The sequence below is a fragment of the Planctomycetota bacterium genome (assembly GCA_035574235.1).
Classification (GTDB): domain Bacteria; phylum Planctomycetota; class MHYJ01; order MHYJ01; family JACPRB01; genus DATLZA01.
Genome location: DATLZA010000201.1, coordinates 1 through 15,360, shown reverse-complemented (window position 1 = coordinate 15,360; position 15,360 = coordinate 1). Strand labels below are relative to the sequence as shown.

Sequence of the window (15,360 nt, the reverse complement as noted above, 5' to 3'; positions counted from 1 at the left end):
GATCCGGCCCGGCGGAGGGCGAGCGCGGCGTCCAGGGCCAGCCGGGCGCGCTCGCGGAGGGCCTGGAGGGCCTTGGCGCGGGCCTCCTCGAGGCGGCGCGCGCGGTCGAGGCCCGCGCCTCCGGCCGCGAGCGCCAGGGCGATCACCCAGGTCAGAGGGCTGCGGACGGCCCGCGCGAGCCGCCGGCCCGGCCGCCATGGGACATGGGCGCGCACCGCCTCTCCGTCCAGGAAGCGCCGAAGGTCGTCCGCGAATTCGCCGGCGGTGGCGTAGCGGTCCGCCGGATCGCGGCGGAGGGCCTTGAAGACGACCTTTTCGAGCTCCGGCGGAATGGCCGGGTCCCGCGGGGGATTCCCTTCGAGGATTCGCTTGAAGAGCTGAGTCAGGGTTTCCGCCTGATGGGGCGGCCGCCCGGTGAGCGCTTCGTACAGGATCGCCCCCAGGGCGTACACATCGGTTCTCGGCGTGATCGCGCGCGCGGCGGGATCGACCTGTTCGGGCGCCATGTAAAGCGGCGTGCCGACCCGCGCGCCCGGCTGCGTGAGGCGATCCGCGGCATCCGCCGCGAGCGCCAGGCCGAAATCGGCCACCTTGACGTCTCCCGAGTCGGTGACGAGGAGGTTTTCCGGCTTGAGGTCCCGGTGGACGATGCCCTTTTCGTGGGCCGCCGCCACGCCGCGCGCGGCCCGCTCGAGGAGGGCCACGCGCGCCCGGACATTCTGCGCGGGGTCGCGGAGATCCAGGGGCCGGCCCTGGACGAGTTCGAGGACGAGGTAGGGAACGCCGTCGCGCTCTCCGGCGTCGTGAACGGCCAGGACGTTGGGATGCACGACCCCCGCCAGGGCCTGCGCCTCGCGGCGGAAGCGCTCGCGGAGGGACGGGTCGAGTCCCGAGCGGAGCATCTTGAGGGCGACGGCGCGCTGAAGTTCGCGGTCCCAGGCCCGGTAGACGACGGACGTGGCTCCCTCCCCGAGGGGTTCCAGGATCTCGTAGCGGGGCATCTGAGAGAGCCGTCGCTCATGTTCCCGGAGGCCTTCCAGGGCGGAGTCCAGAGGTCCGTCACGATCCGAGGAAGGCATTCCACTCCTCCTCGAGTTCCGCGGAATCCGATGCGGTCCGCGCCAGTTCGGCGCGCACTTCGGAGCGGAGCGCCTGCCGCACGGCGAAGAGGAAGTTGCGGACATCGCTTTCCGCCAGGCGGAACCGTTCCGCCAGAGCCGGGTAGGTCGGCCGCCGGGACGCCGGCGCCAGATCGTACGCTTCGTAGATCTGAAGCTTGAGAGGAGCCTGGGCGAAGCGGGCCCGGACGCGGTCGAGGGCGCGCGCGAAGACGGTGCGCCGCCATTCCGCGTCGAAGGCGTCGCCGGGGCCGTCGGATCGGGGGTCGGCGAGGTCGCCGGCGATCTCGGGGTCGAGCGGAATCGGGCGGGCGCCGCCGCCGCGTTTGAGCCGGCTCATGGCCTGATCGTGATTCTGAACGAAGTGGCGCAGGAGCGCCTTGAGGAAGGCGCGGAAGCTTCCCTTTTCGGGCGCGTAGCGGCGGAGGGTTTCCCCTTCGAGGAGCCAGAGGAAGAACGCCTGGGTCAGGTCCTTGGCCTCCTCGTTGGATCGGGACCACGCCACGCGAAAATGGCGGTAGATGGGGCGCCAGTAATCGCGGCAGAGGTCCTCGAGGGCGGAGCGGCGGGCGGGGTCGGAGGCGTCGGCGGCGCGGGCCACGAGGGACCAAGACGTCTTGGGAAAGTCCGCCGCGCCCGCCCCCATCGAGGTGTCGCCCGCGTTTCGGCGCCAGGGTTCCATCGTCCCTTCAGTACGCCCTGTTTGCGCCTCGGGGTCAAGCGGGATCGGCGCGGCCCGTCAGGGCAGGTCCGGGAGGAACTTGCGGGCCTCGCCCTTGAGGAATTCGACGGTGCGCTGGGCGTCGTTGAAGGAGAAGGCCTTTTCCGCCACGGCGCGGGCCTCCTCGATCGAGACGGAGCGGATGAGCTTCTTGAGGTCGGGGATGACGGGATGGGCCACGCTGAAATTGCGCAAACCCATTCCGAGCAGGGGGAGCGTGTAGGTGAGGTCGCTCGACATTTCCCCGCAGACCGAGACCGAGCGGCCGTGGCGGACGCCGGCCTCGATGATCTGCCGGAGCAGCCGCAGAATCGCCGGGTGCGCGGGCTGATAGAGGGCGGCGACCCGCTCGTTGGAGCGGTCCACGGCCACGGCGTACGAAATGAGATCGTTGGTTCCGACGCTGAAGAAGTCCACGTGAGGCGCGAGCATGTCGGCGATGAGAGCCGCGGACGGGACCTCGATCATGATGCCGAAGGCCATGCCGTCGCCGGCGGGCTCCTCCTCCCGGCGGAGCTCGGCGCGGACGTCCTCGAGCGCCTCCTTGACGAGGAGCACCTCGGAGAGCGACGAGATCATGGGCACCATCATGCCGACGTTCCCGAGGGAGGCCACTTTGAGGATCGCCCGGAGCTGGGTCCGGAAAATATCCGGCCGCTCGAAGCACAGGCGGATCGCGCGCGTGCCCAGGAAGGGGTTGGCCTCCCGCGGGTGGCCGTCCAGGGGCATCTTGTCGGCGCCGAGGTCCACGGTGCGGATGATGAGGCGGCGCTTTCCGAGCAGCGTCACGGCGCGGGTATAGGCCTCGAGGTGTTCCTTCTCGCTCGGCTGGTAGCGGTGCTCGAGGTAGAGGAACTCCGTCCGGTAGAGGCCGATTCCCTCGGCTCCGTGCTCGAGAGCTTCGGGAATCTCCTCGGGCGACTCGATGTTGGCGAAGATCTCCACCCGCGTCCCGTCCCGGGTGACGGCCGGGAGATTCTGGAGTTCCTTGGCGCGGCGGCGCTCCAGGAGGACGTAGTTGCGTTCCATCGCCTGGTAGCGCTTGAGGGTGGCCTCGTCCGGATTGATGATGACCGTGCCGGTGGCTCCGTCGAGGACGACGGTGTCGCCTCCCGAGATGTCGTTGGTGACGCCCTCGACGCCCACGACGGCCGGGATGCCCAGGGACTTGGCGACGATGGCCGTGTGGGAGGTGGGACCGCCGGCCTCCGTGAGAATGCCGATGACCTTCGTGCGGTCGAGGCGGAGGGCCTGGCCCGGCGACAGGTCGTGGGCGACGATCACGACCTGGCCGGTGAGGTGCGAGATGTCTTCGCGCCGGGAGCCCAGAAGGTGCTGCAGGAGCGACTTCTCGAGCTCTCCGAAATCGGCCGCCAGGCGGCGGAAGAAGGCGGCGTTGGAGTCCTCGATGGCCTTGATCTTGCGCCGGATGACCTGGGAGGCGGCGTACTCGGCGGCGCGGCGCTGCCGGCGGATCTCCTCCACGATCTCGTCGTGGAGACTCTTGTCCTGAAGCCAGCCGATCTGCGCCTCCATGATCTTCCCGGCCGCCTCGCGGACCTTGCGCGGCATGGCTTCGATCTGGGAGCGGATTTCCTGGACGGCGCTTTCGACGGCCTTGCGGAAGCGCTCGATCTCGGCGTCCTCTTCGCCGGGCTTGATGGCGCGACGGGAAATGCGGTATTCCTCGCGGTCGAAGACGAAGGCGTCCCCGATCGCGTAGCCGGCCGAAACGCCGATCCCGCGCCGGATCTCCATGCGACGGATTTCCATTCCGTGGTTATGGGACCTGAGAGGAGCCCGGGAATCAAGCCCTTCCTGCGGGGTCCTCCCCTCGGGGGTTCGCGGGCCGCGAGCGCCCCCTACTCTTCCCCGAAGCGGCTCTCGATGAGCGCCGCCAGGGTATCCACCGCCTCCTGCGCATCCTCCCCTTCCGCGCGGAGCGTCAGCTGCGTTCCCGCCACCGCCGCCAAGGTCAGAAGGTCGATGGACGACTTGGCGTCGACGGCGTGGCCGTCCTTGAGGACGGTGACCTTGCTTTTGAACCGGGCGGCGGCCCCGGCGAACTCGGCCGACGGACGCACGTGGAGGCCGAGCGTGTTGAGAATGGTGACGCGGCGTTCGGCGATCATCGCCCGGCGCGACCTTAGACGGGCGCGACCTCTTCGACCTCCCGGAAGATCTCCTCGATCTCGCGCGCGGTCTTGGCGCCCTTGAGGAACTTCACGAAGTTCGGGCGCTTGATCGCCGCCATCACCTTCTGCAGCGCCTGAAGGTACGCCTCGCTGCGCGACGGGGGAGCCAGGATGAGGAAGATGAGGTAGACGGGCTCCCCGTCGACCGCGTTAAAGTCCACTCCCTGAGGCGCGCGCCCGAAGGCGCCGATGACGTTCTTGACGGCGTCGAGCTTGGCGTGAGGCACGCCCACGCCTCCGCCCACGCCCGTCGAGCCGATCTTCTCGCGCTGCACGATCGCCTCGACGATGTCGGCGGCGGAGAACTTTTCCCCCTCGCAGGCCTTCCGGGCCGCCTGGACGAGTTCCTGGATGACGCCGCGCTTGTCCTTGGATTTCAAGACGGGAACGATCGCTTTCCGGGAAATAAAGTCGGTGAGCTTCACGCTGCCCTCGCTCTATGCCGCAATTTTATAAGGAACGCTCCCGAGCGGTCAAGTTTGAGGCGCTCTACCACCACAAGTCCCCCACCGCGTCGCCGGCCACCCGCTCGGGCGGGCTTCGCCGGGCGCGCGCCTCCTTGGAAACCTCCTTGGCGTGCTTGTCCCGGAGCTTTTCCTTGAACCGGGTGAGCTGTCGCTCCATCTTGTCCACGACCGCGTCGATCGCCGCCGTGGCGCTCGCCTGCGTGCTGTGGCAGACCAGGACGTGGCCGCGGACGGCGGAGGCGATCATCTCCGCGGAGTACCGCCCGTCCGAGTCCGCGTCCAGGATCACCTCGAGCTTCCGCAACGGATCGAAGTAGCGCTCCAGGCGCCGCGCCTTCTCGTAGGCATATCCCTTGATGGTGTCGGTGAAGTCCGCGTGGCGTGCCGTGACGGTGACCTTCATTCCCGACCTCCTTTCCGTCCGCCCGCCGAAGCCCGCTCCCCGAAGGGCGAAGGCCGGTCAACGCCCCTGGGCCAGGCGCTCCCCCGCGCGGGGATCGAGCTGCGGGGTGCCGAAGATTTTCTGCATGGTCGCCCGGTAATCGTACTCCACGCGGCGCCAGCGCACCGTGTCGCCGTCCCAGACGGCGTAACAGGCCCGCGTGTCTCCGTCCCGGGGCTGCCCGACGGATCCGATGTTGACGAAATACTTCTTCCCGCTCTCGAACGTGAACACGTGATCGCACTCCTTGGGGGAGATGAAGCGGCTGTCCTCCGTGATGACGCCGGGATCGTGCGTGTGGCCGGCGAAGCACAGGCGCGCGAAGCGCGAGAAAATGTCGCGAATCTTCTCGGGGACCCCGCCGGCCAGGTCGGAACAATCGGACCGCAGAACATACTCCATCGTGGGATCCCGCGGAGATCCGTGCACGAGAAGCGCCCCGTTCACTTCGTGCGTCAACTTGAGATTCTGGAGGAATTTCCAGCGCTCCTTCTTGCCCCGGCCCGACAGGAGTCCCGGCCGAAGCTGGTCCCGCGTCCAGGCCACCGCGGCCTTGGCCACCGGGTTGAACCCGTAGGCCTCCTTCAGAACCGCCTCGTCGTGATTGCCCATGAGCACCACCGGCCACTCCATGGCCCGTTCGACGACGAAAACCGGGTCCGGACCGTAGCCGACCAGATCGCCCAGGCAGTAGATCTCGTTGATGCCCTGGGAACGGATATCGTCGAGGACCCGGACGAGCGCTTCCTGGTTGGAGTGGATGTCCGAGATGAGCGCGACCGCCATTTCGTCCACAACTATAGCACACCGTTCGGAGGGCGTTCAAGGAGCCGGCCGGGATCGGTTTCCCTTCCCGTCCCGGCGTGCTATACTTCCCGGCCTCGATGAATCCCTGGCACGACGTGGCCGTCGGCGAGGACCCGGAACGTCTGTTTCACTGCGTCGTCGAGGTCCCCCGCGGCAGCAAGAACAAGTACGAACTCGACAAGGCCACGGGGCTTCTGCGCCTGGATCGCGTGCTCTACAGCGCCGTCCACTACCCCGCCAACTACGGCTTCCTTCCCCGAACGTACTGCGAAGACGGAGATCCGCTGGATGTCCTCATTTTGTGCCAGGAACCGGTGGTGCCTCTGACCATCATGCGCGGCCGACCCATCGGCGTGATCACCATGACCGACGAGGAAGGACGCGACGATAAGATCATCGCCGTGGCGGTGGACGATCCCGAGTTCAGCCATTACGACGACATTCGGGAGCTTCCCCCCCACCGGCTGCGGGAGATCCAGCAGTTTCTCAAGGACTACAAGTCGCTCGAGGGCCGCCGCGCCCGCGTGGGCCCCTTGCGCGGAAGCGCCGAGGCGGCGCGCGTCATCCGGAAGGCCATCCGCACCTACCGCGAGACGATCTGGCCGAGTCTCGGGGAGCCCGAAGTCAAGCCGTCCCGGCGCCCGGTCGGGTAGCCCCGGCTTTTCCCGCCGCCGGCCGCTTCCGTGGAGCCCCGTCGTAACGCACCTCGACCAGCGTGAGCCCCTTGGCGGGGACGTTCGCGCCCGCCCGCGAGCGGTCCCGGGCCTGGAGCACCTCGGTCACCCATTCCGGCGGGCGCCTCCCGAGCCCCACGGCCAGGAGGGTGCCCACCATCGAACGCACCTGGTTGTACAGGAACCCGTCCCCGTGAACCACGAAGTCCACGAAGTCTCCGTGTCGCGCCACCGAAAACGAGAAGATCGTCCGGACCGTGTCCCCCTTGCGGGACATCTCGCTGCCGAACGACCGGAAGTCATGGGTGCCCTCCAGGCGGCGCGCCGCCTCCTGAAGGCGGGCCACGTCCAGGGGCGCCTTCACGAGGTGCGTCCGGAAGCGTTCCAGGGCGCTCCGCACCGGCCGGTTGAGGACCCGGTAGCGGTACACCTTCGAGGTCGCCGCGAACTGCGCGTGGAAGTCCAGCGGCGCCTCCGCGGCGGAAAGGACCGCCACGTCCTCCGGAAGGTGCGCGTTGAGGGCCTCCGGCCACTTGCCGGCCGGGATCGGACTCGTCGTGTGGAAGTTGGCGACCTGCGCTTCGGCGTGCACGCCCGCGTCCGTCCGGCCGGCGCCCACGACGAGGGTGCGGCGGCCGGCGATCTCCTGAACCGCCCGTTGAAGCTCCCCCTGTACGGTCGGACGGTCCTTCTGGAGCTGCCAGCCGAAATAGCGCGTGCCGTCGTACTCGACGACGATGCGGATGTTGCGCTTCCGGGACATCCTCCCGCTACTTCCGGATGATGGCTTCCGCGATCTGCACGGCGTTGAGCGCCGCGCCCTTCAGGATATTGTCGGCCACCACCCACAGGTGCAGGCCGTGGGGCACCGTCCAGTCCTCCCGGATCCGGCCCACGTGGGTCTCGTCCGTCCCGCTGATTTCGGCGGGCGTCGGAAAATCTTCCGGACGCTCGTAGACCCGCACGCCGGGGGCCTTCCGGAGCAGCGCCACCGCCTCCGCCGCCGTCAGTTTCCGATCCGTCTCCACGTTGATCGACTCGCTGTGGCCGTTGCGGACGGGGATCCGCACGCAGGTGGCCGCCACCCGGATCGAGGAATCTCCCATGATCTTCTTGGTTTCCTCGATCATCTTGGTTTCCTCAACCGTGTAGCCGGTCGGCAGGAACGCGTCTTTCTGGGGAATCTGCGCGATGGCATTGAAGGCGATAGGCCGCGGGAAGACGGTGCGCTTGGGAGGCGCCGTCTTGTGGACGTGCGCCAGAACCTCCGCGTCGAACTCCTCCAGGGCGCGGCCGCCGGCGCCGCTGACGGCCTGGTACGTGGAGACCACCACGCGCCGCACGCGCGCGGCGTCGTGCAGCGGCTTGAGCGCCACGACCATCTGAATCGTCGAACAGTTGGGGTTGGCGATGATGCCCTTGTGGCGGGCGATGTCCTGAGGATTCACCTCCGGCACGACGAGCGGCGTCTGCGGGTCCATCCGCCAGGCGCTGGAGTTGTCGATCACGACCGCGCCCTTCTGGGCGAAAAGCGGCGCGTATTCCTTGGACACCCCGGCGCCGGCGCTGAAGAAGGCGAAATCGAACCGCTCCACGCGGTCGCGGGAAAGGCCCACGATCCGGCACGGCTTGCCGTTGACGTGAAGGACCTTCCCTTCCGACTTCGGCGAGGCGTACAGGACGACCTCTCCCGCCGGAAACCGGCGGCGCTCGATGCACTCGATGAACTTGAGACCCACGGCGCCCGTGGCGCCCACAATGGCGACGCGATAGCTCTGGCTCATGGTTTCATCCTCTCAGGGGGCCGGGTGAAGAAACGACGGACGGAGACCTTCGGCGGCGCACGGCCGCCCGAGCTACCGCTTCCGCTTTCGCCTCTCGGCTCTCATGAAGGGTCCGCTCTTGCCCCCGGATTTTTCGAGGAGGCGGATTGTACCGATTTCCATCTCCCTGTCAATGGCCTTGCACATATCGTAAACGGTCAGCCCCGCCACGGCGGCCGCCGTCAGGGCCTCCATCTCCACGCCCGTCCGGTCCAGGGCCTCCGCCCGGGCTTCGATGCGCAACCCGCCCGGCGGCTCCGGCGTCAGATCCACGGCCACGCGCGTCAGCGCCAGGGGATGACACAGGGGAATGAGCGCGGACGTCTGCTTGGCCGCCTGAATGCCCGCGATCCGCGCGATTTCGAGAACGTTCCCCTTGGCGGCCCCGCCGCGACGGATCGTCCGGAGCGTGGCGGGCTTCATCCGAACCCGCGCCTCGGCGACGGCGACGCGGTGCGTGGGCTCCTTGCCCGCCACGTCCACCATGCGCGCGGCTCCGTCGGGACCCACGTGGGTCAGGCGGCGTCCCATGGATTACTTCTCCAGACGGAACGTGAAGCGGATCGTCTGCCGTGCGGCGACCGGAATGCCGTCGCGGACCGCGGGCTTGAATCGCCACTCCCGAACCGCCCGCACCGCCGCTTCGTCGAGCACCGCGTGCCCGGAGCTCTGCACGATCGCGACGTCGGCGCAGGTACCGTCCGGCCGCACCTCGAACCCGACGACCACGGATCCCTCCCAGCGGCGGCGCACCGCCAGCGCCGGGTACTCGGGGGGCGGATTGTGGATCTCGGCCGGCGGCGCCTCCACGGCCGCGGCGGCGACGACGCGGGTGAGCGTCGGACGCGGAGGCCGATCGAAGACGGGGGGCGCGGGCATGGGCCGGAAGCGATCCCGTTCCTCGGCGGCTTCCGGCGCCGGCGCCTCCACGAAGGGCTCGAAGGTCGGCGGATCGGGTTCCAGGCTCGCGGTCGGCCGGGGAGAGTCGAACCGCACGGGATCCTCCGCCGGTCGCGGTGGAGGAAGGAGCTCGATTTCGACCGGCGCCCCTGCGTCGGGAACGATTCGAACCCCGGCGTCCGCCGGATCGGAGCGAAGGCGGCCGGACCAGAGACCCAGGCTCGCCACGCCGGCGAGGGCGGCGGCATGGACGGCCAGCGAAGCCAGGACACTGACGGCCGCGCTTCTCATAAGAGGACGAACGGCGGCCCTCATTGTAGCCCGGCCGCGGAGTCGGTCAAGCCGCGGAGTCGGCGGCCCCTACGGGGGCGCCCCGCCGAGAAGGATTTCCCGCAGGAGCGGCAGAGGCGCTCCCCCCTGGGAAAGCAGGACGCGGTGAAACTCGCGACCCGAAAGTTCTGAACGGGCGGCGACGTCGTTCCGCAGAGACCGGATCTGCAGGGAGGCCCAGATGCCGAGGAAGATCTCCGGGTCGAGGGCCGCGCGGCGGGCTTCGCGTTCGGCGACGGCGGGAGGAAGCGCGGCTTCCCGTGCCAGGAACGCCGCCGCTTCCGCGAGCGTCATCCCACGCGCATGCATGCGGAGGGCCGCCACGCCCCGGCAAAGCTCAAGCAGATCGGGAGCTCCGGCCGCGTGACGCGCCGCCTCGTGGGCCCAGCCGTCGGCCAGCGCGCGCGAGGGAAACGCGGCGCGGAGCTTCGAGGGACCGGCGGACAGATAGAGCGAATAGACGTGGCGCCCGGGATACGTTTCACGGGCCAGGAAATGCAGGACCGAGACGGTCTCGGCCGCTCCGGGACTTCCGGGAAGCGCCGCCAGAAGCGTGCTCCGGAAGCGATCCCCCTCGAAGGGACCTGGAGCGAAAAGCTCCAACGGGGGAGCCATCGGTCTGTTCCAAGGAGGCTCCACGGACACAAGTCCCGGGTCGTCCGGCGGGACGGGGACGATCTCGTCCGATCGCCGGCGAAGATCTTCAACCCGCCGCGCGAGGTCCGGCGCACGGTCGGATTTCTCCACGGCGTCGCGCCGCTCCTGCCGCGCCCGGGGAATTTCCGACTCGAGAACACGGAGAAGGTCGTCGAGAGGCTCTTCGATCATCTCCTCATGGAGGAGCCGCGCGCGGAGAAGATCCTCTCCCCACGCAAAGCTCCCGGGGCCGGCCTCCGAAAGCGCGGTGCTGACCCGGTCGGCGAGTTCGTCGAACGCCTGGAGGGCGCCTTTCTGCGCCCGTTCGAACCGCGGGCGCACGGAGGGATCCAGTTCCCGGGGAAAAAGCGCCGGAAGCCCGGCCCGGACGAAATCCCGAAGCTCGGACAAGTCGTCGAGCGCCGCCTCGGCGCGGATCCTGGGGAATCCCTCGAGGTTCTCCCGCGCGGCGAACACGACGTCGCGGACCTGCTCGAGTCGGTCGATGATCCGCGCCAGGCGCCGCTCCGGCGGGCCTGTGGGGACGAGGGCTAAAGGCAGGAGTCCGTCCCGCAGGAGGCCGGTGTAGAACGTCGGATCGCGCTGCCAGCGGCGCAGACCCTCGAGCTCCAGGATTTCGGCCTCCAGGCGGTGGCGCAGGAGCCGGGCGTCGCGCCGCCGCTCGGCCCGGAGGGCCGCCGCATCCACCCTGAGGAGCCGCTCGAGGTACCCCCGCAGATGCCCGGCGCGCAGATCGAAAGCGGCGCGGGAAAGAACGCCGAACCGCGCGTCGAAGTCGTGGACGCCCTGGCGCGTGGCGCGCACCGGATAGGTCGCACGATAGCCGGCCAGGTACGCATCCACCAGCGAGTCGAAGCGGACATTTTCCGCCTCCCGTGGGTCCGGGAGGGATCCCGCCGAGTCGCCCGCGTCGGGCGTGTAGAGCGAACAGGCGCCCAGGAGCGCCGCGATCCACCAGGGACGTTTCACGATGCCGGGTTAGGATAACCCGGCGCGGGCCGGAAGGGAACGCTTTCCGGCGGTCCGCCGGCGGGTTATTCTGCCCTCATGGACCGGCGGGCAAGCCTGGCCCGGCTTCGGACGGAGAAGTTTGATCTTCTCGTCGTGGGCGGCGGGATCACGGGCTGCGGAATCGCGCTGGACGCCGCCGCGCGCGGATTGCGCACGGCGCTCATCGAGCGGGGCGACTTCGCCGGCGGCACCTCGAGCCGGTCGTCCAAGCTCATCCACGGCGGACTGCGCTACTTGAGGAATCTTCAGTTCAAGGTGACGCTGGAGGCATCGCGCGAGAAGAGCCTGCTCAAAAGGCTCGCGCCGCACCTGGTCGAGGATCTTCCCTTCGTGCTTCCCTTCTGGAGTCGGGCCGCCCGGGCCGCTCTGGCCTCCGGCCTCTGGATCTATGACGCGGCGGCGGGCTTCCCGAAAGGGCTCATCCACCGGCATCTCGACGCCCGGCAGGCCCGCGAGGCGATCCCCGGGATCCGCTCGGAGGGGCTGCGCGGGGCGTACGTCTATTACGACGCCCGGGCGGACGATTGCCGCCTGGTGCTCCATGTGGCCAAGAAGGCGTCGGACCTCGGAGCGGTTCTGGCCAATTACGTGGAAGCGACGGGCTTCCTGAAGGAAAACGGCCGGATCGTGGGGGTCCGAACGCGCGATTTCGACATCGCGGCTTCCCGCGTGGTGAACGCCACGGGGGTCTGGTGCGACGAACTTCGGTCGGCCGACGATCCCGCGGAGCCGCGTGCCGTGCGACCGTCCAAGGGCGTGCACCTCGTCGTACCGGCGCGCCGTCTGGGACTTTCGGGCGCGGTCACCCTCCCCGCTCCCGAAGAGGGGCGCGTGGTGTTTCTGATTCCCTGGGGAGATTCCGCGATCGTGGGAACCACCGATACCGATTACACGGGTCCTCTGGACCGGCCGCGGGCGGAGCCGGAGGACATGGCGTATCTCCTGGAGCGCGTCAACGCATTTTTGCCCTCGGTCCGTCTCGGGGCTGAAGACATTCGAAGCACGTATGCGGGGCTGCGGCCGCTTCTCCTGGACGACGGCTCGAGTTCCCCTTCGCGCGTGCCGCGCGAGCACCGTATCTTCGAGAGCCCGTCGGGGCTTCTTTCCGTTACGGGAGGGAAGCTCACGACCTATCGGAGGATGGCCAAGGAAGTCGTGGATGCGATTACGGATCGCCCCTGCCGTACCGCGGACATCAATCTTTTCGCCTCCGAGGCGCAGGATCCTCTGGCGCGCTTCTACGGTTCCGAGGCTTCCCGGATCGTCGATCGCGCGCCGCTCCTGGACGGACTGCCCCACGTGTGGGGCGAGGTGGACTACGCGCTGGAGCGGGAGATGGCGCTCACCCTGACGGACGTTCTGGCCCGGCGGATGCGGCTGGCGCTCTACGCTCCGGATCAGGGGCGCTCCGTGGCCTACGCCGTGGCGCAGCGCATGGGGGCGCGACTCGGATGGGATGGCGAGGAGGTCCGGCGGCAGGTCGAGGCGTACGAACGGGAGCTGGAGGAATCCTACCGCCGCGGATTCTGAAAGGTCGCGCTACGGGCCGATCCGCCAGAGCTCGAGGCCCGAGAAGTTTCCGTGTCCGCCCGTGCAGGACACCTCGAGGGACCCGTCCCGGACTTCCGCTCTCCAGGGCCCCAATCGCGCCCAGGTCCCCGCGGGGCCGGTGGAATAACCTCGAAGGACCGGATTTCCCTGAACGAAAAGATCGATGACCTGCGGATCGTTGTCCTCCCAGACATAGAGAAAGACGTCGTAAGACCCGGGCGGAAGGGAAGACACGCGCACGCGCGTGCCGGAAGGGTCGAAAGCGGAGCAACGGATCATGCGGGCCCGCGTCTCGTCCGTGGGCGGACGCAGCGGGACGTTCTGGTTTTCGAAACGTCCCTGGGAGCCGCTGAGGGTCGGCCCATCTCCGCCTTCCCAGAGGCGCCCGTCGATCATAAGGGAAGGACCGCCGAGGTTGATGCCCTTGAAAAAGGAGGCGGTCGCCTTGCGGCCCGGCATGGTTCCGAATTCGGAAAGCCGGCCGGCGGGAATCGGCCGCTCCTGAGCGCCGTCGGGAAGCTGCCATCCGAGGGCGAGGAAACCCGCGCCGGGGCCCTGTTTATAGATCGCCTCGACGTAGCACCGTTGTCCCGCGCGGAGAACGACCGGCGCGGACTTCTGGGAAGGAAGTTTCTCCCATTCGTCCCGTCCGACCGCATGGGGGAGAAACGCGATTTTCTTCTTATGCGCCGCGTTGTCGTCCGTGCTGATCCACAGCTCGGAGGCGTCGTCGCTCAGGAGCCAGAAGACATAGGGACCGCTGGCCGGGGGATGCAGAAAGCCGCGCAGGCGGGCTCCGTAGTTCTCGCCGCGGTCTCCATCCGAAAACGCTCCCGACGGGCGGTCGACGCTCGACGGGCGGTTGAAGATGAACGAAGGATGCTGCGTCAGATCCTCCAGGCGCTCGCCGGGGATGCCCGTCCACGTCTCCCGGAGAAGGCGTCCTGTGGGAACGGCCGGTTCGAAGGGCGGGCGGGACCGGACCCACTCCGTCACTTCCCCGTCCCTGGGCGGCGCGGACCTCGTGGAGCTGACGAAGGCGGCGGCCGCGCCGAAGCCGGCCTGATCCGGGATAACCCGAACGAGCTTGACGCCCGCGGCGGAGAATCTGGGGAGCGGCAGCGGAACCCAGATCCAGCGCGCCGGCTCGCGCGCACCTCCGCCGTGGGAGGCATGGTAGCGTCGGAACGAGGTGGACGGCAGACGGACTTCGAGGGCGTCCGGGGCTCCCGGTTCCAAGGAAACCTTCTGCGTCGGCCGGCCCGGTTTCGGCCCGCTGAGTTCCGTCGCCTGGATCGAGAAGTTGAGCGTTTCCAGGCAACAGGCCCCGGCCAGGATCCAGCCGCGGACGGGGACGTCCGGAGACGCCGGAAAAGAAAATTCAAGAAAGGCTCCGTCGGCGCCCGAGCGCTCGCTGATCCATGCAGGATCGTCGCGCCCGGGCGGCTTCACGGCCAGGAAGCCTTCCGAGGCGGTCAGCTCGTCGGCCGTCCAGAAGATTTCGCGCGCCTCCTCCAGGCGCCAGGACACGAAGGCGTGCAGGCGCGCGGCGGAGGCCGTGGCGCCGTATTCCGAAAGGAGCTTCCGGTAGGCTTCGACCGCCTCGGCGCGGCGGCGCGTCCGGGGGAAAAGCCCTTCGGCGGTCCAGAAAAGGTCGAGCGCCGCGCGTTCTTCCGGTGCCGGAGCGGCCGCGAGCCACGCGGGAGCGGCGACCTTGAACGCTCGGGCGCGCTCGGCGTCGCCTTCCAGCACGCAGAACATTCCGGCGCCCGGATGCTGGGCGGCGAGATCGACCAGCCAGCCGGTGGTCGCCTCGCTCAAGGGGATGTCCACGCGGCCGTCCGCGGTCTGAAGGGAGACACGGACGGCGTCGGCGTGGAGCACGGTTCCCTCACGGCGCCGGCGTATGCCTCCCGCGCCGACGAATTCGACGGCCGCTTTCTCTCCGCGGCTCAGGCGGGAGGCGCGACGGAGCGCTTCTTCGAGGAATTCGGAGGCGCTTCGCAGGGCGGCCAGGTCCGCCTGGGCCTCCGCGCGGGCGGCTTCGGGGAGAGCGGCCATGGCGTCCCGGAGGATGCGCTCCGCGCCCGCGTAGTCGCGTCCGGCGGCGCGTGCGGCGGCCTCGGAGCGGCGGGTTCGATAGCTTTCGAGGGCGGGGGACACGGGGGAGGCCGCCTCCACGCCGGGTTCGCGCAGGAAGAGAACGTGATCGACGAAGAACCAGGGCTCCGGAGAGACGTGAAACGCCTGAAGGACGATTCCCGTGACGGGTTCCGACGAGGCGAGGAGATCCTTGAGCGGAAACGTATACGCGATCCAGCGGTCCGCCGGGAGGCCGTCCGGAAGCTTGTGGAGCTCGATCGCCCTTCCGGTGGGCTTCTTCTGATAGAGGGTCAGAAGAAGAGGAGCGCCGGGGACGCGGCTGTAGAGCCGGAAGGAAAGATGCGTGTAAGGCGAAACGTCGAGTCCCTCCGGACGGCCGAGGTAGAGGCCCGCGGAGACCTTCTGCGGAGCGGCCGCGATGGAGTGGGCGCCCTCGAAAACCGGCGAGGAGGCGGCCAGATCGGTCTTCATGTCCCAGGAGAAGTTTCGCCATCCGGGGTGAAGGGTGTCCCCGTAGATAAGGAGCGCTCCTTCCGGAACGGGGGCGGGCGGGGCGGGCGC

Annotated in this window: 15 protein-coding genes; 2 read left to right on the top strand and 13 right to left on the bottom strand. The window is 68.8% G+C overall.

Annotated elements, in window-relative coordinates:
• The 7 genes from VNO22_18850 to VNO22_18820 form a co-directional block, all read right to left on the bottom strand.
• On the bottom strand, positions 1 to 1,079 hold a 1,079-nt coding region (locus tag VNO22_18850), incomplete at its 3' end, for a serine/threonine-protein kinase (GenBank protein ID HXG63438.1).
• Entirely contained in the window at positions 1,060 to 1,800 is a 741-nt protein-coding gene (locus tag VNO22_18845; protein HXG63437.1) for a hypothetical protein, read from the bottom strand. The genes VNO22_18845 and VNO22_18850, both read right to left, overlap by 20 nt.
• Positions 1,801 to 1,857: 57 nt before the next feature.
• Entirely contained in the window at positions 1,858 to 3,597 is a 1,740-nt protein-coding gene (ptsP, locus tag VNO22_18840) for a phosphoenolpyruvate--protein phosphotransferase (protein ID HXG63436.1), read from the bottom strand.
• A gap of 104 nt (positions 3,598 to 3,701) precedes the next feature.
• Positions 3,702 to 3,971: an HPr family phosphocarrier protein gene (locus VNO22_18835; GenBank protein ID HXG63435.1), complete on the bottom strand. Its 270-nt coding sequence runs from the start codon at positions 3,969 to 3,971 to the stop codon at positions 3,702 to 3,704.
• A gap of 14 nt (positions 3,972 to 3,985) precedes the next feature.
• Entirely contained in the window at positions 3,986 to 4,459 is a 474-nt protein-coding gene (locus tag VNO22_18830) for a PTS sugar transporter subunit IIA (GenBank protein ID HXG63434.1), read from the bottom strand.
• A 64-nt stretch (positions 4,460 to 4,523) separates the two neighbouring features.
• A complete protein-coding gene (gene raiA, locus VNO22_18825) occupies positions 4,524 to 4,904 on the bottom strand; it encodes a ribosome-associated translation inhibitor RaiA (GenBank protein HXG63433.1) in 381 nt (126 codons plus the stop codon).
• 57 nt (positions 4,905 to 4,961) lie between these two features.
• Positions 4,962 to 5,729, bottom strand: a complete 768-nt coding sequence (locus VNO22_18820) for a metallophosphoesterase family protein (GenBank protein HXG63432.1) — start codon at positions 5,727 to 5,729, stop codon at positions 4,962 to 4,964.
• Positions 5,730 to 5,827: 98 nt separating this feature from the next.
• On the opposite strand from VNO22_18820, the gene VNO22_18815 reads away from it, so the two are divergent.
• Positions 5,828 to 6,403, top strand: coding sequence for an inorganic diphosphatase (locus VNO22_18815; protein HXG63431.1), 576 nt, complete (start codon positions 5,828 to 5,830; stop codon positions 6,401 to 6,403).
• Here VNO22_18815 and truA read toward each other — a convergent pair.
• From truA to VNO22_18790, 5 genes are all read right to left on the bottom strand, one after another.
• On the bottom strand, positions 6,375 to 7,187 hold the full coding sequence (truA, locus tag VNO22_18810; protein HXG63430.1) for a tRNA pseudouridine(38-40) synthase TruA: 813 nt from the start codon (positions 7,185 to 7,187) through the stop codon (positions 6,375 to 6,377). The two genes, VNO22_18815 and truA, sit on opposite strands and share 29 nt — an antisense overlap.
• 7 nt (positions 7,188 to 7,194) lie before the next feature.
• Complete coding sequence (locus VNO22_18805; protein HXG63429.1) at positions 7,195 to 8,208, bottom strand: aspartate-semialdehyde dehydrogenase; 1,014 nt, start codon at positions 8,206 to 8,208, stop codon at positions 7,195 to 7,197.
• A gap of 72 nt (positions 8,209 to 8,280) precedes the next feature.
• Entirely contained in the window at positions 8,281 to 8,778 is a 498-nt protein-coding gene (gene moaC / locus VNO22_18800) for a cyclic pyranopterin monophosphate synthase MoaC (GenBank protein ID HXG63428.1), read from the bottom strand.
• A 3-nt stretch (positions 8,779 to 8,781) separates the two neighbouring features.
• Positions 8,782 to 9,438 (bottom strand): energy transducer TonB, encoded by a 657-nt coding sequence (locus VNO22_18795; GenBank protein HXG63427.1) that lies wholly within the window; start codon positions 9,436 to 9,438, stop codon positions 8,782 to 8,784.
• 69 nt (positions 9,439 to 9,507) lie between these two features.
• On the bottom strand, positions 9,508 to 11,103 hold the full coding sequence (locus VNO22_18790) for a DUF885 family protein (GenBank protein ID HXG63426.1): 1,596 nt from the start codon (positions 11,101 to 11,103) through the stop codon (positions 9,508 to 9,510).
• 78 nt (positions 11,104 to 11,181) lie between these two features.
• Here VNO22_18790 and VNO22_18785 point away from each other — a divergent pair, with 78 nt between their 5' ends.
• Positions 11,182 to 12,675, top strand: coding sequence for a glycerol-3-phosphate dehydrogenase/oxidase (locus VNO22_18785; GenBank protein ID HXG63425.1), 1,494 nt, complete (start codon positions 11,182 to 11,184; stop codon positions 12,673 to 12,675).
• Between the two features lie 9 nt (positions 12,676 to 12,684).
• Here the strand turns inward: VNO22_18785 and VNO22_18780 are convergent.
• Positions 12,685 to 15,360, bottom strand: a 2,676-nt coding sequence (locus VNO22_18780; protein ID HXG63424.1) for a PA14 domain-containing protein, incomplete at its 5' end; no start/stop codon positions are given.

What these genes read in the sequence shown, in the direction of transcription:
- VNO22_18845 (HXG63437.1), bottom strand. Translation starts at nt 1,800, where the DNA reads ATGGAACCCTGGCGCCGAAACGCGGGCGACACCTCGATGGGGGCGGGC.
- ptsP (HXG63436.1), bottom strand. Translation starts at nt 3,597, where the DNA reads ATGGAGATCCGGCGCGGGATCGGCGTTTCGGCCGGCTACGCGATCGGG.
- VNO22_18835 (HXG63435.1), bottom strand. Translation starts at nt 3,971, where the DNA reads ATGATCGCCGAACGCCGCGTCACCATTCTCAACACGCTCGGCCTCCAC.
- raiA (HXG63433.1), bottom strand. Translation starts at nt 4,904, where the DNA reads ATGAAGGTCACCGTCACGGCACGCCACGCGGACTTCACCGACACCATC.
- VNO22_18820 (HXG63432.1), bottom strand. Translation starts at nt 5,729, where the DNA reads ATGGCGGTCGCGCTCATCTCGGACATCCACTCCAACCAGGAAGCGCTC.
- VNO22_18815 (HXG63431.1), top strand. Translation starts at nt 5,828, where the DNA reads ATGAATCCCTGGCACGACGTGGCCGTCGGCGAGGACCCGGAACGTCTG.
- truA (HXG63430.1), bottom strand. Translation starts at nt 7,187, where the DNA reads ATGTCCCGGAAGCGCAACATCCGCATCGTCGTCGAGTACGACGGCACG.
- VNO22_18805 (HXG63429.1), bottom strand. Translation starts at nt 8,208, where the DNA reads ATGAGCCAGAGCTATCGCGTCGCCATTGTGGGCGCCACGGGCGCCGTG.
- moaC (HXG63428.1), bottom strand. Translation starts at nt 8,778, where the DNA reads ATGGGACGCCGCCTGACCCACGTGGGTCCCGACGGAGCCGCGCGCATG.
- VNO22_18795 (HXG63427.1), bottom strand. Translation starts at nt 9,438, where the DNA reads ATGAGAAGCGCGGCCGTCAGTGTCCTGGCTTCGCTGGCCGTCCATGCC.
- VNO22_18785 (HXG63425.1), top strand. Translation starts at nt 11,182, where the DNA reads ATGGACCGGCGGGCAAGCCTGGCCCGGCTTCGGACGGAGAAGTTTGAT.